Source organism: Psychrobacter immobilis, from assembly GCF_904846235.1.
GTDB lineage: Bacteria > Pseudomonadota > Gammaproteobacteria > Pseudomonadales > Moraxellaceae > Psychrobacter > Psychrobacter immobilis_C.
The window spans coordinates 101,965-124,365 of record NZ_CAJGZN010000005.1 but is presented as its reverse complement, the minus strand read 5'-3'; the positions used below and the strand labels follow the sequence as shown (position 1 = coordinate 124,365).

Annotated in this window: 16 protein-coding genes; 8 read left to right on the top strand and 8 right to left on the bottom strand. The window is 44.7% G+C overall.

The window, feature by feature from the left end; translation table 11 throughout:
• The first annotated feature begins 88 nt into the window (after window positions 1-88).
• Window positions 89-916, top strand: a complete 828-nt coding sequence (locus tag JMX07_RS04965) for a DODA-type extradiol aromatic ring-opening family dioxygenase (RefSeq protein WP_101204536.1) — start codon at window positions 89-91, stop codon at window positions 914-916.
• Window positions 917-1,055: 139 nt separating this feature from the next.
• On the opposite strand, the gene nirD is transcribed toward JMX07_RS04965, so the two are convergent.
• Together nirD and nirB are read right to left on the bottom strand one after the other, a co-directional pair.
• Window positions 1,056-1,406, bottom strand: a complete 351-nt coding sequence (nirD, locus tag JMX07_RS04960; RefSeq protein ID WP_101204537.1) for a nitrite reductase small subunit NirD — start codon at window positions 1,404-1,406, stop codon at window positions 1,056-1,058.
• A gap of 179 nt (window positions 1,407-1,585) precedes the next feature.
• On the bottom strand, window positions 1,586-4,186 hold the full coding sequence (gene nirB, locus JMX07_RS04955; RefSeq protein WP_201606677.1) for a nitrite reductase large subunit NirB: 2,601 nt from the start codon (window positions 4,184-4,186) through the stop codon (window positions 1,586-1,588).
• A 641-nt stretch (window positions 4,187-4,827) separates the two neighbouring features.
• Between nirB and JMX07_RS04950 the strand changes: the two genes are divergently transcribed.
• From JMX07_RS04950 to cobA, 5 genes are all read left to right on the top strand, one after another.
• The gene (locus tag JMX07_RS04950; protein ID WP_102094138.1) at window positions 4,828-6,336 is read left to right on the top strand and encodes a NarK family nitrate/nitrite MFS transporter; all 1,509 of its coding nucleotides are present in this window, start codon (window positions 4,828-4,830) and stop codon (window positions 6,334-6,336) included.
• A gap of 16 nt (window positions 6,337-6,352) precedes the next feature.
• Window positions 6,353-8,563: a protein kinase domain-containing protein gene (locus tag JMX07_RS04945; RefSeq protein WP_320157999.1), complete on the top strand. Its 2,211-nt coding sequence runs from the start codon at window positions 6,353-6,355 to the stop codon at window positions 8,561-8,563.
• Window positions 8,564-8,615: 52 nt separating this feature from the next.
• A complete protein-coding gene (locus JMX07_RS04940; RefSeq protein ID WP_227522874.1) occupies window positions 8,616-10,094 on the top strand; it encodes an NAD(P)/FAD-dependent oxidoreductase in 1,479 nt (492 codons plus the stop codon).
• Entirely contained in the window at window positions 10,091-13,582 is a 3,492-nt protein-coding gene (locus JMX07_RS04935) for a nitrate reductase (RefSeq protein WP_201606675.1), read from the top strand. The genes JMX07_RS04940 and JMX07_RS04935 overlap by 4 nt, the downstream gene beginning before the upstream one ends.
• Window positions 13,583-13,787: 205 nt before the next feature.
• The gene (cobA, locus tag JMX07_RS04930) at window positions 13,788-14,651 is read left to right on the top strand and encodes a uroporphyrinogen-III C-methyltransferase (RefSeq protein ID WP_227522881.1); all 864 of its coding nucleotides are present in this window, start codon (window positions 13,788-13,790) and stop codon (window positions 14,649-14,651) included.
• 164 nt (window positions 14,652-14,815) lie between these two features.
• Here cobA and JMX07_RS04925 read toward each other — a convergent pair whose 3' ends face one another.
• Window positions 14,816-15,700 (bottom strand): LysR family transcriptional regulator, encoded by an 885-nt coding sequence (locus JMX07_RS04925; RefSeq protein WP_102094142.1) that lies wholly within the window; start codon window positions 15,698-15,700, stop codon window positions 14,816-14,818.
• 174 nt (window positions 15,701-15,874) lie between these two features.
• On the opposite strand from JMX07_RS04925, the gene JMX07_RS04920 reads away from it, so the two are divergent.
• A complete protein-coding gene (locus JMX07_RS04920; protein WP_101204543.1) occupies window positions 15,875-17,014 on the top strand; it encodes an alkene reductase in 1,140 nt (379 codons plus the stop codon).
• A 171-nt stretch (window positions 17,015-17,185) separates the two neighbouring features.
• Complete coding sequence (locus tag JMX07_RS04915; RefSeq protein WP_057760053.1) at window positions 17,186-17,407, top strand: hypothetical protein; 222 nt, start codon at window positions 17,186-17,188, stop codon at window positions 17,405-17,407.
• A gap of 35 nt (window positions 17,408-17,442) precedes the next feature.
• Here the strand turns inward: JMX07_RS04915 and JMX07_RS04910 are convergent, their stop codons facing one another.
• The 5 genes from JMX07_RS04910 to JMX07_RS04890 form a co-directional block, all read right to left on the bottom strand.
• Window positions 17,443-17,910 carry a DUF305 domain-containing protein gene (locus tag JMX07_RS04910; protein ID WP_227684627.1) on the bottom strand — a complete coding sequence of 156 codons (468 nt, stop codon included), beginning with the start codon at window positions 17,908-17,910 and terminating at the stop codon, window positions 17,443-17,445.
• A 43-nt stretch (window positions 17,911-17,953) separates the two neighbouring features.
• A complete protein-coding gene (locus JMX07_RS04905) occupies window positions 17,954-19,021 on the bottom strand; it encodes a copper resistance protein B (RefSeq protein ID WP_201606673.1) in 1,068 nt (355 codons plus the stop codon).
• Window positions 19,022-19,046: 25 nt separating this feature from the next.
• Entirely contained in the window at window positions 19,047-20,747 is a 1,701-nt protein-coding gene (locus tag JMX07_RS04900) for a copper resistance system multicopper oxidase (RefSeq protein ID WP_320157998.1), read from the bottom strand.
• A 117-nt stretch (window positions 20,748-20,864) separates the two neighbouring features.
• Window positions 20,865-21,500 carry a DUF411 domain-containing protein gene (locus JMX07_RS04895; protein WP_165597927.1) on the bottom strand — a complete coding sequence of 212 codons (636 nt, stop codon included), beginning with the start codon at window positions 21,498-21,500 and terminating at the stop codon, window positions 20,865-20,867.
• A 155-nt stretch (window positions 21,501-21,655) separates the two neighbouring features.
• Window positions 21,656-22,249 carry a c-type cytochrome gene (locus JMX07_RS04890; RefSeq protein ID WP_201606671.1) on the bottom strand — a complete coding sequence of 198 codons (594 nt, stop codon included), beginning with the start codon at window positions 22,247-22,249 and terminating at the stop codon, window positions 21,656-21,658.
• Between the last annotated feature and the right edge of the window lie 152 nt (window positions 22,250-22,401).

Genomic DNA, 22,401 nt, shown 5'->3' with positions numbered 1-22,401 from the left:
GTTTTATAGTTGTAAATAGCTTTATTCAATTTTCGTGAATAAAGCTGTTTAATTAGAGCCATTTAAGAAAAGCAACAAGGGGAAAGCCATGATAACACTTCTATCTAATGAGTCAGTTAGCCAGCCTGTATTGTTTATACCGCATGGTGCAGGGCCGTGCTTTTTCATGGATTGGCAACCAGCGGATACGTGGTATGAGATGGCAACGTTTTTAAAGAGCATTTCTGCTCGTTTGCCTGAGCGACCAAAGGCTATCTTAATCATTAGTGCACATTGGCAGACAGCTGAATTTAGTATCACCGCTAGTAAGCAACCTGATCTCATTTATGATTATTATGGCTTTCCTGAACATACTTACAGTTTGACTTATCCAGCCTCAGGCGCACCAGCATTGGCGGAGAAAGTCAGTAGTCTACTGACAGAGGCAGGGGTAAGCAATAAACAAGATGCGGAGCGTGGGTTTGATCACGGGGTATTTATACCGCTCAAGCTAATGTTCCCTGAGGCGGATATTCCAGTGGTCCAACTATCCCTGCGTCATGATTTAGACCCACAAGCGCATTTGGCTGCTGGTCAGGCATTGGCGTCATTGCGTACAGAGGGTGTGCTAATCATCGGTAGCGGCATGAGCTTTCATAATATGCGCGGTTATGGCGATACCAGTTTTACTGAACCGTCAGAGCGTTTTGATGAATGGCTAACGAACACTGTAGAATCAGCAGATTCGAATAAACGACTCACGGCCTTGGCTAATTGGAAAAATGCTCCTCATGCGCTTGACTCACATCCGTTAGGGGCAGAAGAGCATTTGTTACCGCTTATGATAGCGGTGGGTGCAGCAGGACGTGATAAAGGCCAAAAGACTTACTCCCAGCAAGTGCTAAAAACGCAATTGTCAGCTTTTCAGTTTGGGTAAGTATTTTGAAAATCATAGATCACGGTGTTTCAGCGTAATTGTCAAAAATAAAACATCCTTTGAATCTCAGAATCAAAGGATGTCTTAGATTAATACAGCAATTATTAATGGCATATCAAATTAGAGATAACGTCGCTTATTATTCGTAGTTTGCCACCACATTATTCCCATCAAGTTTGAATTTATAAGTATTGAGCACAATACTCTCATCATCTAAACACTGGCCAGTAGCTAGGTTAAAGCGTTGTTTATAGATGGGCGAGGCCACATAAAGCACTTCTTTTGCTGTTCCTGTATCATCTGTAATCGTGGTTCCACCAATCAACCCCCGTGACAGTACATTGGCTTGACTGAATGGATCGTAGTTATCAAGAGCAAATAAATCGTTCTCTTTGGTACGAAAGATAGCAATTTGTTTGCCATCTATCAGGGCGCAGACACCGGTTTCAGGAATGATATCGTCAAGTGTACAAATAGTCTGTTGGTTCATGAGGCGGTATCCTTAGTGATGATAATATTGCTCTGTATGAATGATAAATCGTGAGTGATAAGCTGCAATTTGCAAAACATGATTTGAGAAAAATGAGTCGTAAAACTTGAGTCTAAAAACATGAGTGGAAAAAACAGCACCTTGCTTGTTGTGATAACAAACAAGGCACTCATCATTGGCTAGGCCAATTCAACCAGGTTGATGGTTGCTTTTTCCGCATCAGTCGCTGGGCGAATCTGCTCACGATCAGTCACGAAAACGACATTATCATCGCCTTTCTCACTGTTTACAAAATGACGGAAACGTTTGAGTTTTTCGGTGTCATTAATCGTCGCTGCCCACTCACACACGTAATTGTCGACCAATAATTGCATTTGTGCTTCGAGCTCATCTGCTATGCCCAAACTGTCTTCGATAATGACGGCTTTTAGATAATCAAGCCCGCCATCTAAGCTTTCACGCCACTTTGAGGTGCGCTGTAGCTTGTCCGCTGTTTTGATATAGAACATAATGATGCGGTCGATGTATTTGACCATGGTTTCGGTATCCAGATCGGTGGCGAACAGCTCACCATGACGCGGGGTAATACCGCCATTACCACAGACAAATAAATTCCAGCCGTTTTCAGTCGCAATCATGCCAAAGTCTTTACTTTGCGCCTCAGCACATTCGCGCATACAGCCTGACACACCCATCTTGATTTTGTGCGGCGAGCGCACGCCTTTGTAACGATCTTCTAATCTCAAGGCGAGGCCAATGCTGTCATCGACGCCGTAGCGGCACCAGTTATTACCGATACAAGATTTCACGGTACGTAAAGATTTACCATAGGCATGGCCAGTCTCAAAGCCTGCTTGCACCAGTTGCGTCCAAATATCAGGCAATTGCTCCATGCGTGCGCCAAACAGATCGACCCGCATCCCACCAGTGATTTTAGTGTATAAATTAAACTGCTTCGCCACTTGACCCAGTACGATGAGCTTGTCTGCAGTAATTTCACCGCCCGGCACACGCGGTACGACGGAATAAGTGCCGTCTTTTTGGATGTTACCTAAGTAGTAATCGTTACTGTCCTGTAGTGGTGTCAGCTCAGTCTTGAGTACGTAGTCATTCCAGCACGATGCCAAAATAGAGGCGACCGTTGGTTTACATATCTCACAACCATGACCGCTACCATGTTCAGTTAGTAATTCATCAAAGGTTTTGATACCGTGCACGCGAATCAAGCTATATAAATCTTGACGAGAGTAAGCAAAGTGCTCACACAAGTCATTGTTTACTTCAAAGCCCATGGCGGTGAGTTGATAGCTGACCGTATCTTTGACCATAGGGGCACAGCCGCCACAGCCACTACCAGCACTGGTCATGGTTTTTACATCGCTGACGGAGTATGCGCCGTTTTCGACGGCTGAGCAGATAGCACCTTTGGTCACGTTATAACAAGAACAAATCGTGGCGGTATCTGGCAGATTGTCGATGCCCATCACGGGTTTTTCGACATTGGGTAATATCAGGCTTTCTGGGTGTGCGGGTAGGTCAATGTCATTTAAATATAATTGCAATAGGTTGTTATAGTCTTCGGTGTCGCCTACCAATACAGCGCCAAGCAATCGTTTGTTATCTGGTGTGGTGACCAGTTTTTTATAAATTCCCTCAGCAGGGTTCTGATACAGGTAGCTTAAGCTGCCTTCACTTGAGCCATGTGCGTCGCCAATACTGCCTACATCCACACCCATCAGTTTTAACTTGGTGCTCATGTCAGCACCCGTAAATATCTGTTTGCTATCACCAGCGATTTGCGCGGCACAGATACTGGCCATGTTGTAACCGGGAGCTACCAGACCAAATACTTTATTGTCCCATACTGCGCATTCGCCTACGGCATAAACATGATCTACATTGGTGCGACATTGCTCATTGATCAAGATGCCACCACGCCCGCCCATTTCGATACCGCATTCGGGATTGTTTTTAATGAGACCGTCTTGCGGTCTAATACCAGCGCTAAACACAATCATATCAGTCGTTAGAGAGGTGCCATCTGTAAACTGCATGGTTAAATGTTGACCATCACTGCTAGTGTCATCAGAGTTGCGTGCAGTATTAGACAGAATCTCTTTGGTGTTTTTGCCTGTCAGTACTTTGACACCCAGTGCTTCTATTTTACGCTTTAAGATCTCACCACCAGCGGCATCAAGCTGAACGCCCATCAATTGCGGTGCGAACTCGACCACATAGGTATCAAGCCCTAGCGTCACGAGCGCTTTTGCGGCCTCAAGCCCCAGTAAGCCACCACCAACCACCACGCCTTTTTTGACAGTGGGTAGCTCAGCAATCGCTAGAATCTCATCTAAATCTGCAATGGTACGGTATACGTGGCAGTGCGGATGCTCGCGGCCTGGGATGGGCGGCACAAAAGGATATGAGCCCGTCGCTAGCACCAACTCAGAGTACTCAATAATCTCGCCTGCCTCAGTAGTAATACGCTGTCTGGCCGAATCGATATCTACAATGCACTGATTCAAATGCAAATTAACTTTTGATAATTCGTAAGCCGTTAAATCTACTAGGTTCAGCTTACTGGCATCTTTATGTTCAAAGTAGCTCGACAAATAAACACGGTCATAAGCAGGGCGGTCTTCTTCAGCAAATACATGAATGTCAAATTGCTGGTGCAGTCCTTGCTCAATTGCTCGTTCAATAAAGTGATGACCGACCATACCGTTGCCAATCACCACTAAATTGCCTTTGTTTTCTGTGTTCAATGCAGTGCTAATCATGCGTCTGTCCTTAGTAATGGGGCTGGTTGAATGCGGACATCGTTTATTTTTTTATCACGCTATAAACGGCTCCGTCTCTCAACAACAGCTGATAAACAGCATTTAATACCTACTATTACAGAGTATTCAATAATCATGCCAGAGCACTTCGATTAGCTAGGTTTTTGCGCGTTGCTATTAGGCATAAAGGTATGCCGTATCGAGACCAGTCGCTTATATACTAAGGTTTTTATGTCAGCATGATTAGCGTTGCTATTTGCCAAAAATCAGGGTGAGCACGATTGTTAATGACAGCGATATCAAAAATTAATGCACCAAAATAGTTACTGCTGTGCCCCAAGTTGGATGTTATTGCTGTTTATAAGGGAGGCTGATGGAGTGTTTTAAATCTGCTTTATTAATGCTTTATTAGCATAAGTGTCAGGTGTGGTGATGGTTATAGACCCACCAGTAAAGGCGCTTGGATAATTAACGAGTGCTGATCTTTATATGGATCTGGCAGCGTACACAAATAACTGGCATAACCATTGCACTGCTTGAAACATTGCTACTTATCATATTTGAATACTGCATTTTTTGAACACTTAGTACCTTTAGTACGTTGTCAGAACCCTGAAGTTAATCATTTGAGGAAGTTGCCTATGTCATCATCAGCCCCCGTTGCATCTAGTAAAGACAAGCTTAATGTTTTGTCATTTACGGGTAAAAATAAAATCCTTCATTTAGGTTGGATGGCATTTTTCCTTACCTTTTTTGTATGGTTTAACCATGCACCATTTTTATCAGCGATTGGAGAAACGCTCAATCTGAGTAAAGACCAAGTCAAAACACTACTCATTTTAAACGTGGCATTGACTATTCCGGCCCGCGTGATTATCGGGATGCTGACAGACCGTTTTGGCCCTCGTATTGTTTATACTGCCATTTTAGCCATTGGTGCTATTCCTTGTTTTACCTTTGCGTTCGCGCAGGATTACAACACCTTGGCACTGTCTCGGTTTTTACTGGGTTTTGTGGGTGCAGGCTTTGTGGTGGGTATCCGTTTGATGAGTGATTGGTTTCCAACCAATGAATTAGGGACGGCTGAGGGTATTTATGGGGGGTGGGGTAATTTCGGCTCAGCAGCAGCGGCACTGTTATTGCCGACTATCGCGATTGGTGCCGCAGCAGTGTTCGGTGGTGATGAAGGGTGGCGTTATGCAACAGCCACGTCAGGGGTAGTGATGGCGATTTATAGCATCATTTTTTATAAGATGGCGCGTAATACACCCAAAGGGGCTACTTATTTTAAACCCAAAAAATCAGGTGCCATGATGGTGACGTCATCAGGTGATTTTTGGTTAATGATGGTTTTTAAACTGCCTATGTATTTGGCATTGGCCCTATTGGCGTGGAAACTATCACCTGATGGTGTGAGCTTGCTGAGCCAGTCTAGTGTCACCATGGTCTATATCGGCCTTGCGATACTGTATGTTTACGAGTTTATTAGTAGCTACCGCTTTAATAAAGAGGTTTTCACCACGCCTGTACCAGTGGCGCATCGTTATGATTTTAAGCAAGTAGGTATTTTAAATATTTTGTATTTTGCTACGTTCGGCTCAGAGCTTGCCGTCGTGTCGATGCTTCCTTTGTTTTACCAAGAAACTTTTAGTTTATCGATTGTAATGGCAGGGGTATTGGCATCGAGCTATGCCTTTATGAATCTCATGTCACGCCCAGGTGGCGGTTGGCTCAGTGATAAGTTTGGTCGCAAAATTACTTTGTTGATTTTGACAGCTGGTTTGGCCATCGGGTATCTATTAATGGGCTTCCTTGACTCAACGTGGCCACTGGCATTAGCATTGTTAATCACAATGTTTTGCTCATTCTTTGTACAAGCAGGTGAGGGTGCTGTTTTTGCAGTGCTTCCTCTGATCAAACGCAGTATGACAGGGCAGTTTGCAGGGATGACAGGCGCGTATGGCAATGTTGGATCAGTGGTGTATTTAACGGTGTTGAGCCTGGTGTCTTATCAAGTGTTTTTCTTTGTAATTGCCGCGACAGCAGTGGTTGGATTCTTTGCATTGTTTCTCTTAAAAGAGCCAGAAGGCATCATTATTGAAGAGATGCCAGATGGCACATTTGCCGAAATACAAGTGAGTCATAGATAGTACGGGGTGAAGACAGATGACGATAGCACACGCCAATAGAAACAATAGTCAAAATGCGGATGGTGATATGTACCAAAACGCTGATGAGATGGCGGTTCATTTTAATACAGGCAATCCGTCATCTCTAATAGGCTCAGGTCAGTTTGTTACCAACGATGTCAGCCAGCGCATTGATAGCCACGCTATTGATAAGACTGGTGACAGTAAGGATATTGTTGATGCCAGTACTGCATTATGGTGGCTTGATTTTTTCACTATGGCAGGTCGCAAGACTGAAAACCAAGACAGCTTACTTATCACCACCTGCTTGCCCTATCAATGCTCAGGTGCAGAATCATCTAATGCTAATCGCTCAATGCCTCATGCAGTATCTCACCCGTCCTCATCAGCCCCATTATTGGTGCTGATGGCAGATGGGGTCAGCGCTTGTCAGTTTCCAAAACAGGCAAGTCGACTGGTAGTGAATACCATTGCTCACAAAATCACATTAGGGTTGACTGCACTGGCACAATCACAAGATGAGACGTCATCCATCAGTTTTGATGATGATCAAGTCGCCACTATCATCAAAACAGCAGTCAACAAAGCCAACGATATTCTATATTTTCCTCAATCGTATCAACGGGTACCGCCGTTGTTGTCTACGTTATCAGGCTTGCTCTGTATCGGTGACCGTATTCACCTGTTTCATACAGGCGACTCTCGAATATACCGCGTTGGGGTAGATTGTCTGACAGTATTGAGCAAAGATCATCGCGTGCACCGCGGCCAAGACAAAGGAGCGCTTGCTGCAGCTATCGGCGCAGATAGCCAGTTAGAGCTACAACAATCGGTATTTACCCTTCATCAAAACGAATGTTTGGCCATTATGACAGATGGGGTTTATGAGCATATAGAGCCCACAGAGTTGCAATTTGAGCTGTGCAGCAGTGCGACTGATATATTTCAGTTGATGGCCACCACGCACAAATTACCGCTAGGGTTTAACACCAGTCAAGCCGTGTGCGAGCAAGCCTTTAGTGCAGGCAGTCATGATAATCTAAGCATGGTCATGCTGAGTATGAACACACGATCAGCCCATTTTACTTCTATCAATGGCTCAAAGGGTATTGGTCATTTTGATGGCATTGACTTTGATAATCTGGATACGGTCATACATGATGTGAATCGCTACCAGCTGCCAACCGATTTACAGATAGGCGATCATATTGATGGTTTTACTGTGATTGGTATCATTGCTCGTACGGCTCGCAGTCACGTGTACTGGGTGCAAGATGAATACAATCATGACTTTGTTCTAAAATCACCCAGTTTAGACTCTGTTGCCGATGGTCACTATCTGCGTGATTTTCTAAAAGAACGTAAAATCGGTTTGAGCCTATCAAAACATCGCCGCGCAGGAGAGTCGGCTTACAATCAAGCTGATCCCAATCGATTGTCTGTCAATCCTGCATCCAACAATAGTGGTCATAATGTGGGTTCTGGGCTCAGTGAGTCGGGGCTGCTGCGTTACTATCCAGTACCAGCAAGTACCACATACTTATATCATTTGACTGAATATATCGCCGGTGAGAGTCTACGGGACTTTATGGATCGTCATGAGCCTTGTGATGTGTGGCAAACCTTTGATTTACTCACCAAAATTGGCATGGCGGTTCGAGTCATGCATCGCAACTATCTGTTGCATCAAGACATCAAACCCGAAAACATTCTTTTAACCAAATCAGGCGCCGTCAAACTGATTGATTTTGGTTCCGCCAGTTCCTCTATCTTAAAAGACAGCACCCGACCACCAAATGGTGATTTGCACTATGCTGCACCAGAATATTACACCGATGCACCAAAAGGCGTGCATTCTGACTTGTTCTCGATTGCAGTGATTGGTTATGAACTGCTGACGGGGCAATTGCCATTTAATACCCAAACACTAATGATGCCAAACCAAACACTAATGATGCCAAACCAAACACTAATGATGCCCGCGCAGCCGCTACGGCAACAGAACGTACCTGACACCAGCCAACAGGCACTCATGCGTGCGCTGCATGTCAATACTAACGCGCGCTATCAAGCCATTGGTGAGTTTTTACAAGATTTTAACCCCGATAATAAGGCGCACAGCCGCGACCCAGAGCCTCTCATTAAGCGTAACCCTCTACTAGTATGGCATGGCATTTGCTTCATAGAGTTTGTCATCATTTTATTGTTGTTGGCGTACTTTTCATGACACGCTGTTTTGCATTCAATGCTGCTCCGCGCGGCTAAGGAATTTTCTGTTTATGTCGCTATCTATGTCGCAAGCCTCCACTAGGGTAGATACTCATACCAACACTCACGCCTTAGCATCAGACCATCAAAAAAACGCTGGCATCGTTATTATCGGAGCGGGCATGGCAGGCAGTCGTTTTGCCATTGAGCTTGCTCGCACGCAATCAAATGATGACACCGCCCGTTTGCCAATTACGTTAATCAGTAAAGAGCCGCAAGTGGGCTATAACCGCATTATGCTGTCACCAGTATTGGCTGGCGACACAGCGTTTGAAGATACTTATTTATATGACAACTCAGAGTATGAGCAGCTGGGTATTACCGTGCTGGCTGGGGTTGCAGTAGAGACAATAGATACTAAGTGCCAGTGTATTGAGCTAGATGATGGGCAAACACTCAACTATGCCAAGTTAATAATGGCCACAGGATCAACTGCTCGAGTCATTCCGTTCCCCAATCACACGGCTAAGGGCGTGCATGTGTTTCGAGACCTTGCCGATGTGACCGCTCTGATGGACTATGCCCGCCAAGGAAAAACGGGTTTGGTGATTGGCGGTGGCGTACTGGGATTGGAGGCTGCCTGCGCGTTAGCGGCACAGGGCGCGAGTATGACGGTCATTCATATGGATGGTTATGTCCTCAATCGTCAATTAGACCTGCCAGCCGCCGAACTTTTGCAAGCCGAGCTCCGCCGCCGAGGGGTTTGTCTCGCGGTTTCTGCACACACTGAAGCCATTGAGATGAATGACGCAGGAGAAGTATGCGGACTATCTTTAAAAGACGGGCGCATGCTAGCGGCCGATTTTATCGTGATGGCAGTGGGTGTGATACCCAATACAGCGCTTGCTAAGCAAAGCGGACTCGAGGTTAATCGCGGTATTGTGGTCGATGATTTTATGCATACCAGTTGTCCCAATGTTTATGCGATTGGTGAGTGTATAGAGCGAGAGGGCGAGCTATTTGGAATGGTGGCGCCGGTCAATCAACAAGTAGATACGTTGGTCACGGTTTTAAAAGATGCTTTGATAAAAAACGATACAAATGTGATAGACAATAAAACTGCCGTACCAGATCACTGGGTTTCTTTTGTGAGCAAACCGTTGTCATTAAAATTAAAAGTATCTGGTATGTCGGCATTTTCTGCAGGGCAAATCGCTTTTGATGACGAAGCCGCTGATACTGTTGAAACCCTCGTATATCGTCAGCCTGAATTAAACCATTATCATTGTCTGTACCTCAAAGAAAACAAACTCATTGGTGCTGTGCTTTATGGGGACACCAGCGATGGCAGCTTTTATAGCCAGTTGATTATAGATAACGTTGATATTACGTCCATCAAAGACACACTCATATTTGGTGAGGCATATTGTCATTTGGATGAAATCACACTTAACAATTTGCCAACTACGGAAGTAGATATAGAATTTAATGAGACAGACAAGAACGTCGATCATCATAAAGCGGCTGAACTGTTAGAGGATGCATTATGAATGACGCTATTGCCAATGAATCTGCTGCAAGCAAAGTAGTATCAGCTAATAAATCGAACGGCCTACCTAATAGCGTGCAAAAAGCAACAGACTGCGTCATTGAAACACATGATATAAGTGCTGCCAAAAATATAAAAAAAGCACTGACGTCTTCTGATGGCGATTTGATTGATAGCTCTATCACTACTATCCGCACGACGTGCCCTTATTGCGGAGTGGGATGCGGTGTTTTAGCGAGCGTAAATGAGACAGAGGTGCTGAGCGTTAAAGGAGATCCTGAGCATCCGGCTAACTTTGGTAAATTGTGCTCCAAAGGGAGTGCGCTAGCACAAACACTGGGCACTGCGCGCCGCTTGACCGAGCCATATTATCAAAACAAGCAAGCAGTCATGAAACAGCATCAGCCTATGCAATTGGGTAATGATTTCAATGCTATAGACGTATCCGACAAGCCACTTATAAATCAGACAGACTGGGACACCGTTTTAGATGACGTAGCCAGTCGTTTAAATGACACTATCGCTAAACACGGGCGAGACAGCATTATGTTTTATGTCTCAGGTCAATTGCTGACTGAAGACTATTACGTGGCTAACAAATTTATAAAAGGGTTTATTGGTAATAATAACATCGACTCCAACTCTCGGCTGTGTATGTCATCTGCAGTAGCTGGGCACAAACGTGCGTTTGGTGCAGACCTTGTGCCGGGTAATTACGAGGATTTGGAAGCTTGTGATTTATTGGTACTGGTAGGCTCCAATATGGCGTGGTGCCATCCTATTTTGTTTGGTCGATTTTTAGCAGCCAAAAAAGCCAATCCTAATAAAAAACTGATTGTAATAGACCCGCGCCGTACGGACTCTTGTGAATTTGCTGATTTGCATTTACCAATTGCTGCGGGTACGGATACACATTTATATAATGGGTTGCTGCATTACCTAGATCAGCAGGGTTGCCAAGATGATGAATATGTTAACCAAAGCTTGGGCGTTGATGATGCGGTGAATGTTGCCAAAGCATGGAGCATTGACAAAGTTGCACACGCCTGCCAAGTGTCGGCAGATAGTATCCGCCAGTTCTATGAATGCGTTGCCGCCACTGATAAAACAGTCACTGCCTTTAGTATGGGCGTTAATCAATCACAAAGCGGAACCGATAAGGTCAATGCTATTACCAATACCCATTTGTTCACGGGGCGTGTGGGCAAAGTAGGGGCCAGTCCGTTTTCACTTACTGGACAGCCTAATGCAATGGGTGGACGAGAAGTCGGCGCCCTTGCAAATCTGTTGGCGGCGCATTTAGAACTAGACAATGCCGATCATCGTCAGCTTGTGGCAGACTTTTGGCAGTCGCCTCAACCTATCTCCCCAAACGTGGGTGTCAAAGCCTGCGATGCTGCCGCTGCCATATTGGATGGTCGTATCAAGGCCATTTGGATTATGGCCACCAACCCTGTGGTCAGCTTGCCAGATGCGGATAATTTTCGTCAAGCGCTTGCTGCATGTGATTTGGTAATTGTCTCTGATTGCTCGGTAGACAGTGATACGGTAAAGTGTGCCGACATTGTACTGCCTGCTCAAGGGTGGGGTGAAAAATCTGGAACGGTCACCAATTCTGAACGGCGTATCTCTCGGCAGCGGACATTAATGCCTGCAGCAGGGCTTGCCAAACCAGATTGGTGGATACTGTCTCAAGTTGCCACACGAATGGGATTAACGGGGTTTGATTACCAACATCCTAGCGAGATATTTAATGAGCATGTGGCATTGACCGCTGATGGTAATACGCATAGCCACAGAACATCTCACTCTAATAAGAATTACCCTCGTTATCTGAACCTTAGCAAAGACTTGTCTGCTTTAATGACAGATGAGGTACCAGCCGATAAACCTGCTCAACAATATATTAGCCAGCATATTAACCAGAACGGCAATCAAATACATCAGCCAATCGTACTCAGTCAGCAAGCATACGAAGAGATGCTACCGTTTCAATGGGGTGGCACGCGTATCTCTATGATTGATAAGATAAAACCTTTAGAAAACGAGATTATTAATTCCGCTGCTACTATTACTAAGTCACAGTTAATCGCTATTACACCCTCTAATGAAGCGAGCGTAGCTAATGTGCATCGATATCAAAGCAGGCAAAAACCCCAACTGATTGTTGATAATCGAACACCCTCTAAACACGAGGTTGAGTATGATACTCAATCTGAAAACGAAGTGTTTCATGTACGCCTGATTACTGGCAGGCTGCGTGATCAATGGCACACCATGACTCGCACTGGCCTTGCATCGCAGTTAAATCAACATCAGCCAGTACCGACACTGACCATACATCCTAATGATGCACGGCAGCTAGGTGTTCAAGACAATGATTTTGTGCAACTGCATCGTAGGTATGAAAACTACGGAAAGTATGAAAGTTATGAGAACGGCGTGACCAATAATGGCATAGTCATTGATATCGCGATGAGTACGGCTAGGGATGGCAACGAGCCCGCAAGTACCGTAATGGCGCAAGTTGCCATTAGCGATACGTTGCGCGTTGGTGATGCGTTTATGCCCATGCATTGGAGCAATGCTTTTGCTAGCTTTGCTCGGGTAGGTCCCCTTATTCCAACAGTCGTCGATCCACATTCAGGGCAGCCAGAGCTCAAAAATTCGGCGATCAGTGTCACGTCCGTTCCTATGCAATCATTTGGCAAGATTTTGGTGCATCCTGAGTGGCAAGACGCCGTTATAGTGCAACTACGTACTATTTTGGCCAATTTTTCTGCGCAATCGTCAGAGAAAGAATTGTCTGAAACAAAATGCGAAGCACATTCGAATAATATTTTGCCAGAGGCATTACCTGCACTTACTTGGAGTTTGAGTCATCAAAATAACAGTGTCTTGATAAATCTCGCTAGCCCGATGGTGGAGGCTAGCAGTACCTTAGCGTGCCCCGAGTTTTGGCAGCAGTTTATGGCCTCTATGCAATCATTATCACAGCCAAACTGTCAAGAGCGTGTCATGCATACGGCGTTTACGGTCGATAATGTACAGAATCAATTGCGTTTTATTGTGACGCAATCTGCGCCTGAGACGGACTCAAATAACGCTGCCATAAATAGTGGGTCATCTGATGATGAGAGACCCAGCACACAACTGATTATGGCTATTTATGTTGCTCCAACGCAAAAGCAATTACCGAGTGTACGTTGGCTCGATAGCTGCTTTACGGATACTAGTCAAATACCTGTTAATCAACGATATAAATGGTTGCTAGCGGGGCGGCCTGCCAGCGGCTATGTTGATCCAGGACCTTTAGTGTGCTCATGTATGTCAGTTGGAAAAAATACCATTCTCAACGCTATCACACAGCATGGTTGTATTAGTGCGACGGCAGTGGGTAAGCAGTGCCGAGCAGGTACCAATTGTGGCTCTTGCGTGGGGCAAATTAACGCATTAATCGCAGAATGCGGCCCATTGGCACAAGCTTAAATGATGTTATGGCACGTCGCTTGCAGCCTTTTATATGCAATTACTGGTTGAGTGTTGTGTTATGAACAATAAGCCATTTTAGGGTAGGGGTTTATTGACAACTTTGCTTGTGGTTGCCCATTTTGCTGTATTCACGCTGTTATCAGGAGTCACCACCATGACCAATATATCTGCCGCTACCTCAATGCATGAGACCTATCAGCTAATGGATCAACACTGCGCAGAAAACGTGCAAACTTGCACCAAAAGAGGCACTGTGCATCTGATTGGCGCAGGATCTGGTGACCCTGAGCTATTAACATTAAAAGCGTGGCGAGTAATGCAGCGCGCAGAGGTAGTGTTATACGACAGTCTGGTGTCTGAGGATATTTTGGATATGTGCGCGAGCACGGCTGAAAAAATATTCGTTGGTAAGCGCCGCGCCAATCATGCATTGCCACAAGAAAGTATTAACGAGCTACTGGTCAAACACGCGCTGGCAGGTAAGATGGTGGTTCGCTTAAAAGGTGGCGACCCTTTTATTTTTGGACGCGGCGGCGAAGAGCTACAGGAAGTGGTACGTCATGGCATTCATTTTGAGTCTATTCCAGGTATTACTGCCGCCAGTGCCGCTGCTAGCCGTACAGGAATTCCACTAACGCACCGTGACCATGCTCAATCGGTCAAGTTTGTTACTGCTTGCAAAAAAAATGGCGCGCCTAATAACGATTATAGTGAGCTAATGGACAGCAGCCAGACAGTTGTGTTTTACATGGGTTTGCACCGTTTGCATGAGATGACACAAGGGTTGATAGCAGGCGGACGTGACAGCGAAACGCCTTTTGCTATCATTAGTCATGCCAGTATGCCAACGCAGCAAGTACTTATCGGCACATTAAGTGATATCGCTGATCAGCAAGCTGAAGCAAAACTGCCAACCCCTGCACTATTGATTATGGGTGATGTGGTCACTTTATATCATGAGTTTGCAGACTATAATCTTGGCGCCATGGGTAAAGGTGAGTTTGTTGATGTTGATAAAGTGATAAGCAGTAATGATTTAATACCCAATTTGGAGAGTATTGCGTAGGATAACTATGTTTAAAAGACTGTTATTTTAAGAAACTGTTACTAAGGTGATTATGTGCACCCGTCTAGAATCTTGTGTAGAACCATGTTTAGTCTAGATAATACTTACATCAAGTTTAAGAGTGTTCGATGTCGTTTCAAGGTTGGCTATAGCTAAGTTACTTATTATAGATTTCGTAATTGCTCGATTAACCAACGATGTATGCCACTGTCAGCAGTACGTGGATGCCATGCTGCGATGACCTTAAAAGTAGGCGGCAATGCTTCCACCTCAAGTTCTTTGACCTTATTGCTCGGCAATAATCGCGAAGGATAAAACGCAATCATGTCAGTCGTGTGCAAAATATCTGGTACAGCCGAAAAGCTAGGAACCGACATCACAATATTTCGTTTTAGACCTTTTTCTGCAAACCATTGATCATGAGAGCCGCGTAAATTAGCACGCGAGGGTGACACGACTAGCTGCGCGTGTGCAGCCACTTGCGACAGCGTCAATGGCTCTGTGGCAAAGGTATTTTCACAACCCGTCACGCATAAATGTTGCTCTTCAAATAAAGTCACATATGATAAGTTATCAGGGATAAATTCAGGGAAGGTAATCAACAAATCAAGCTCGCCTGCTGCAATCAGCTGATTGATATTGTCTGAGGCAAAATCACGTACGATTAACTTCAAATCTGGTGCTTCGCGTCGCGTAATATTAAACAATTGCGGTAATAATGCCTGCGTCGCATAGTCAGTCGCACTAATCGTAAATATGCCTTTGTATGTGTGCGGCATAAAAATCTCTGGCTCTAACAAATCTTCCAACTGCTTTAATATATGGTCAATAGGTTGCTGCATCGATAGCGCTTTTGGTGTTGCCACCATGCTATTGCCTTGACGAATAAACAAACGATCATCAAACACCTCACGTAACTTGCGTAACTGCTCACTGATGGCTTGTTGGGTCAGCCCCATTTTGCGTGCGACTTGCGACAAGTTTTTTAGATCAAGTAGCGCCTGCAATACTCTAAGTTGCTTGATATCGAGCCGATTCATACCATTCATAATTTCATACCATTAATAATTGTATCTTAAACAAGAAACGGTTGTTTCTAATTGTACCTGCAAAACGCTATGCTGACCAACATTGCTTAAGTAGCCACTAAATGAGCTGTTAAGCATTAAAACAGGCTCAATACATTCAATAATAAGCCATCAGCTGCTTTAAAAGAGATACTTATGACACAAACTATTCCAGGTACAAAGACATTATTTTCCTCTGTAGCACTTGGGCCTTATACGCTCAACAACCGTATCGTAATGCCGCCATTGACACGCTCTCGTAGCACGCAACCTGACAATATCCCTAATGACTTAATGGCCAGCTATTATGCACAGCGTGCGTCAGCAGGCTTTATGGTGACGGAAGGTACGCAGATTGAGCCAAGAGGTCAAGGTTATGCTTGGACACCGGGTATCCATTCACCAGCCCAAGTTGAAGGCTGGAAAAAAGTCACGCAAGCAGTACATGACAAAGGCGGTATTATTTTTGCTCAGCTTTGGCATGTAGGCCGTGTGTCGCACACCAGCTTGCAGCCTAATGGTGCTCAGCCGGTAGGGCCGTCTGATATTACCGCTGATAACGTCAAAGTATTTATTGAAACAGGTCCAGGTGCAGGTGCATTGGCTGATCCAAGTGAGCCACGCGCTCTCAGTACCGATGAAGTTGGTGAGTTGGTAACGATGTATGCGGCCGCTGCGCGCAATGCATTGGAAGCGGGTTTTGATGGGGTAGAGTTGCATTGTGCCAATGGTTATTTGGTCAATCAGTTTATCTCTGAGCACACCAATCACCGTGATGATCAATATGGTGGGTCGTTGACCAATCGTTTGCGCTTCTTAAAAGAAATCGTCGCTGCTGTCAGTGATGTGGTGGGTGCTGATCGTTTAGGCGTACGCTTTGCGCCATTATTTGCGAGTACGGATGAGACGCGCGTGTATTTAGGCTTGGTAGAGTCAGATCCCCATCATACCTATGTCGAAGCAGTCAAATTGCTTGAGCAAGCGGGTATTGCTTATTTGTCCATTGCAGAAGCTGATTGGGATAATGCGCCTGATTTACCAGACACTTTTTATCAAGCAGTCAGAGAAGAGTTTTCAGGCCGTATTATTTATGCTGGCAAGTACACGGTACAAAAAGCTGTGAACATTTTAGAAAAAGGCTACGGTGATTTATTCGCGTTTGGTCGTCCTTTTATCGCCAATCCTGATCTGCCAGAGCGTATTGCCAATAACTGGCCATTGAATGAAGTAGATCCTACCACGATGTATGGTGGTACTGATGTGGGCTACAGTGATTATCCTTACTATCAAGAATAGCAAAGTACATAAACAGTGACTGAGATAAGGCCATTAATACTAATGGCCTTATTTTCATTTATAAATTTGTGACTTGTTGGATATTCACAGACAGTCAATCTTTAAGCGACAATTATTGTTTTTGTCGCTTAAAGGTTTTTCTTTTATCGTTTTATCAATAGGTAGTAGGCAATGAATCAGAATTCCAAAGACAGACTTATACGCATATTGATAGGATATGTCGGACTTTATCCAACGCTCCTAATCGTATTGACGTTATTGAAGCCTGTGACCCAAGGATTAAGCCTGCCAGTGGTGGTATTAATTGAAACGATAATACTTGTTCCACTGACACAGTTGGTGTCTTTCCCACTAGCAGGCTGGGTCATTGAGCGTCTGAGCAGAAAAAAGTAATCGCTTTTCGCAGCGTTCACTGGTACGCTATTCTCTTATTCAAGCTCATCAATCAACTGCTTCATCTCAGCGATTTCACGCTTTTGTGCTTTTATAATATCATCAGCAAGCTTTTGTACACGCGGATCTTCAATATCAGCGCGACTACTAGTGAGAATGGCAATCGAGTGATGCGGTATCATCGCCTGCATCCAATCGACTTGATCGACAGTCCCTTGAGATCTAACGCCCCAAATACCAACTACAAACATCAATACACTTAGACCATAGATCATCAAATTGACCTTGGTCTTCTTATACATATTGGTCATAAATGCCAACATGACGACTGCCATACCGGCACCCATGTATAGCGCCATATAAGCTCGGGTTTCACTAAAGTAAATGTGATCCCACTGGTAGGTATTGAAGTACATCATGATATACATGATGACAGTCGATGTCAGAATCATTAAGGTAAATTTTACATAAGGGTTCATATTTTTTTGCTTAGCAGCTTCCATGATATGACCTCCATTGTTTTGTTAAATTAAAATGGGTAGACAGTTAAAACCAGAATTTAACCCCCGCAGTCAAACTACTGCTATCAACTGATTCATTTTCTTGACGTCGTTGGCCACGAGCCTTGCCAAGCGCTGTCTCATAACTAACACCTACATAAGGAGCTAGCTGGCGACTGAATGTCTCGTAAGTCAGCCTGACCTCAGTTTCCATCTCATTAAAGCCTTTGGTAATACCATTATCATGGTCATCTTTACTAAAGGCAGTCAGTCCAACCTCCGGTATGACTACCCAATGCTGATCCAAACGCCATTCGTACTCTGCGCCCAGATCAAGACGAAGTTGACCATCGGTATATAAGTAGGCTCTCGCATCCGTTTCTATAAAATAAGGCGCGGTACCGACAATACCTGCCATTACGGCAGCGTTGTCGTTTTCAGTATCGTAAGCGACACCAGCTTCACCATTCCAAAAAATACTTAGTGGTTTCCAATAGGCAAGGGAGCTTAAGCTATCGATTTCTTTATCATCTTTAGTCTGAGCACTACCTTCCGTGCGTAGTCTTATACGATTGCTATCAGTACCATACCAACCCGTCGCCTCAAAGTTGATTTGGTCTTCATCAAACTGATAACCCAAATCGTCTACTGATACTCCCCATAATGGCATGCTGCCCATCATCATGGGCTTACCATACTGCCCGTATGGAACCCCATTTGAATAGTCTGGACTGCGAGCATCAGCTGGTGGCTGCCCACCTTGCATGCCCGACATATCCATACTGCCATGATCCATGCCACTGTGATCCATATCAGACATACCACCTGACATATCCATGCCACTGTGATCCATATCAGACATACCACCTGACATATCCATGCCGCTGTGGTCCATATCAGACATACCACTTGACATATCCATGCCGCTGTGGTCCATATTGGACATATCACCTGACATATCCATGCCGCTGTGGTCCATATTGGACATATCACCTGACATATCCATGCCGCTATGATCCATACCAGACATATCAGCAGCCGTTGCAAACGATGATGTGAGCAAGACTAGCGATGACAAACCAATGAATGACAGATTTTTCTTAGATATTTTCATAATAAGCCTCATATTCGAAGGTTTGTTAAACGACGGCAACTTCTCTGAACATGCCGGCTTCCATGTGATACAGCAGATGACAGTGCCATGCCCATCGTCCAACTTCTCCCGTCACATCGAAGCTAATTTTTTGCGCAGGCTGCACCACAATCGTATGTTTACGTACTTGAAAGTCTCCAGATGGTGTGCGTAAGTCACTCCACATTCCATGCAGGTGCATAGGATGGTTCATCATCGTGTCATTGACTAAGGTAATACGTACGCGCTCGTTAGGCTTAATATTGACAGGCGTTGCATCCTTAAACATGACACCATCCAACGCCCAAATATAGCGCTCCATGTTACCCGTTAAATGTAGCTCGATCTCTCGGGTAGGCTTACGCTGCTCTGTAAATATAGTCTCATCCACGGAACGTAATTGGTCATAAGTCAAAACCTTTCTATCAATATCACGCAGATTAATACCGGGGTCATCGAGGTTCATACGTGGACTGTCGACACGCATATCAGATTTAAAGTCATACTCGGTCTTGGCGTGCTTTGCTTTGTAGCCTTTATCACCCATCGCACCCATCATATCTGCCATAGTCAACCATTCGATCTTGTCCATAGCAGGTATGGCAGCTCGCGCACCTTTTTTGGTCGCAAGTGTGGTCGCGACATAGCCTGAACGATCGATATTTTGGGCAAATATCGTATGTGCATCTTGAGTAGGCGTGACGATGACATCATAGGTCTCAGCCACGCCAATGCGGAAATCATCAATCGCAACGGGTGCGACATCAATACCATCTGTTGCTACCACCGTCATTTTGAGACCCGGTATACGCACATCAAAAATGGTTTGCGCTGAAGCATTGATAAAGCGTAATTTAACGGGCTGTCCCGCTTTCACTAGCTGTGTCCAATTAGCCGCTGTGGTTTTACCATTCATCAGATAGGTAAAGGTCTTTTCGCCAGATAAATCAGTAAAATCCGTCGGCATCATGCGCATCTGATTCCACATTTTGCGCTTGTCATAAGCAGCTTCTAAATCTGTTGCGGCAATATCAGACAATAGTTTTTTGAAATCCGGCAAATGATAGTTATCAAAGTCAGCGCGCTGTTTGAGCAACTTCAAGAGATTGTGCGGATCGCGGTGCGTCCAATCACTCAGCACGATTACATGGTCTTCCTCGATTGGATGACGCTCACGGCCTTTGGGTTCAATGACGATAGCACCAAGCATACCGGTTTGCTCTTGGAAACCACTGTGTGAGTGATACCAATAGGTGCCTGATTGTTTAAGTTTGAATTTATAGGTAAAGGTGCTATTTGCAGGAATACCATCGAAACTGATACCTGGTACGCCATCCATCTCAAAAGGTACGAGCAAGCCATGCCAATGGATAGAGGTTGACTCATTCATCTGATTATGAACACGAATGGTTACTGTATCGCCTTCACGCATCTTTAGCGTTGGCGCTGGCAGCGAGTCATTAATCAGCGTCGCCATACTCGACTTGCCATTAACAGTAACGAGCTTCTTGCTGACATACAGATCAAACTCATTCCCAGTTAGGATAGGTACGATATGGTCAGATTTATCACTGCTGACGGCTACATTCTGCTGGCCTTTACCGAGCGCACTATTGGCAATAGACGGTAGGGTGGACAGCATGGATGCCCCTAACAAGGTAGAAGATCCTGTCAAAAAACGCCTGCGGTTAAGCATAGTTTTGTTCATAATTATTCACCTGATTTATGTCCATAAAGTGAGAGTTGAGTCTGTATTTATCAGCTAAGCCTATGTCTTTGGCCGCTTATTAATAGAGCTGGATAAGCTATTTAAACGACAACCAAGCTAGATTTGCTGCTGCGGTGAGTCAATAGTTGCATAAATAGCTGTTGAGCCATCTTTGTTAAGCTGCATCACTTTATATGGCATAAATTTATCTTGGTATTCCATACCTGGGCTACCGACTGGCATGCTCGGTACAGCAAGTCCGATCGCATCACTTGGCGGGTTTTTTAGGAACTGCGCCATATACTTTGCAGGGACATGACCTTCGAATACGTAGCCATCAGTAGTGACGGTGGTATGGCAAGAGCGCATTTGCTGCGGTACGCTGTATCGCTCTTTAAACAAGGACACGTCTTCGACATTCTGTGCAGTTGCGTTTAAACCATGACCTTCGGCATAACCGACCCATTCTTTGCAGCAGCCACAATTGGCATCTTTATAGACGGTGGCTGAGATATTTTTTAGGATAGTTGATTGGGTATCTGAAGGAGCGCTGACTGGCATTATTTCAGCTGTTGGTTGCTCCGTGTGCGTAGCAACAGTTGGCTCAGTCGCTGGTGTTGAGTCAGCAGCAGCGGAGTTAGGTTGACTACAAGCGGCAATCGTTAACGATAACGGCAATACCACGATCGCCGAGAGCACACGGCCAGATATCAGATTATGTTCATTAATAAATCTATTAGTATAGCGTCTCATAAAACCACTCCCGAGCGTCTGTCTGACGATTAAATATTATAAAAATTAGAGCCACATCACTGGATAAAATAGCACTGGACAAAATAGTGCTAGCAAAGCTTAAAACTCAAATCGCAAAAAGCAGCACTATTGAGCACTGCATTTTGTACAAAACATCAATGTTGCATGCCGGATCCATCACCTGACATATCCATCTCACCATCAAATGACATATCCAACATACTATCGTCTAACCGAGTCGTTAGCATGGTGTACTGGTTTTCATTTAAGTCAGGTAACGATCTAATAAAAGCAACCATCGCCCATATTCTGTCATCATCGTGAGTAGCGCCCCAAGCGGGCATGCCAGACGCCATAATGCCATGTTTAATCGCCCAAAAGCTTTGTCTGGCACCAGCCTCGTTTTGATAGCGCTTAACGATATCCGCCTCAGTAAAGTTAGGAGGCTTTGGGTACATACCGCTATTTAAATCTGTGCTGTTGACGCCAGGAGACAAATGACAGCCAGCACACATATCTTTGTAATCTGCACCGCCCGAGCTGATCATTTCTGCCTTCTTTAAATTGGGAACCAAAATATTCTTACTGGCATGTTCAATTGAGCGTGTGCGGGCAGTTTCTAAAAAATCGTAAACCAGTGGACTATGAGCTCGATCAGCACCGATATTTATCATGCCGCTAGTCACCGTAATAAAAATACCCGTAATAGCGACAAAGACAGTAAAAAGTATTCCTAACAAAAACTTCATAGGTTTGTCCTAAAAATCCATTTTCTTTAATATTCCATTACTGCTTGATCAGCTTCTCTGACAATATAGTCAAGTCTATATAAATCCGCTACAGCGTCATCCTCGCTAAGCATACTAATGTATAACTTGCACTCGGTTTCCTTGTATTGAAA

What these genes read in the sequence shown, in the direction of transcription:
- JMX07_RS04965 (WP_101204536.1), top strand. Translation starts at nt 89, where the DNA reads ATGATAACACTTCTATCTAATGAGTCAGTTAGCCAGCCTGTATTGTTT.
- nirD (WP_101204537.1), bottom strand. Translation starts at nt 1,406, where the DNA reads ATGAACCAACAGACTATTTGTACACTTGACGATATCATTCCTGAAACC.
- nirB (WP_201606677.1), bottom strand. Translation starts at nt 4,186, where the DNA reads ATGATTAGCACTGCATTGAACACAGAAAACAAAGGCAATTTAGTGGTG.
- JMX07_RS04950 (WP_102094138.1), top strand. Translation starts at nt 4,828, where the DNA reads ATGTCATCATCAGCCCCCGTTGCATCTAGTAAAGACAAGCTTAATGTT.
- JMX07_RS04945 (WP_320157999.1), top strand. Translation starts at nt 6,353, where the DNA reads ATGACGATAGCACACGCCAATAGAAACAATAGTCAAAATGCGGATGGT.
- JMX07_RS04940 (WP_227522874.1), top strand. Translation starts at nt 8,616, where the DNA reads ATGTCGCTATCTATGTCGCAAGCCTCCACTAGGGTAGATACTCATACC.
- JMX07_RS04935 (WP_201606675.1), top strand. Translation starts at nt 10,091, where the DNA reads ATGAATGACGCTATTGCCAATGAATCTGCTGCAAGCAAAGTAGTATCA.
- cobA (WP_227522881.1), top strand. Translation starts at nt 13,788, where the DNA reads ATGGATCAACACTGCGCAGAAAACGTGCAAACTTGCACCAAAAGAGGC.
- JMX07_RS04925 (WP_102094142.1), bottom strand. Translation starts at nt 15,700, where the DNA reads ATGAATGGTATGAATCGGCTCGATATCAAGCAACTTAGAGTATTGCAG.
- JMX07_RS04920 (WP_101204543.1), top strand. Translation starts at nt 15,875, where the DNA reads ATGACACAAACTATTCCAGGTACAAAGACATTATTTTCCTCTGTAGCA.
- JMX07_RS04915 (WP_057760053.1), top strand. Translation starts at nt 17,186, where the DNA reads ATGAATCAGAATTCCAAAGACAGACTTATACGCATATTGATAGGATAT.
- JMX07_RS04910 (WP_227684627.1), bottom strand. Translation starts at nt 17,910, where the DNA reads ATGGAAGCTGCTAAGCAAAAAAATATGAACCCTTATGTAAAATTTACC.
- JMX07_RS04905 (WP_201606673.1), bottom strand. Translation starts at nt 19,021, where the DNA reads ATGAAAATATCTAAGAAAAATCTGTCATTCATTGGTTTGTCATCGCTA.
- JMX07_RS04900 (WP_320157998.1), bottom strand. Translation starts at nt 20,747, where the DNA reads ATGAACAAAACTATGCTTAACCGCAGGCGTTTTTTGACAGGATCTTCT.
- JMX07_RS04895 (WP_165597927.1), bottom strand. Translation starts at nt 21,500, where the DNA reads ATGAGACGCTATACTAATAGATTTATTAATGAACATAATCTGATATCT.
- JMX07_RS04890 (WP_201606671.1), bottom strand. Translation starts at nt 22,249, where the DNA reads ATGAAGTTTTTGTTAGGAATACTTTTTACTGTCTTTGTCGCTATTACG.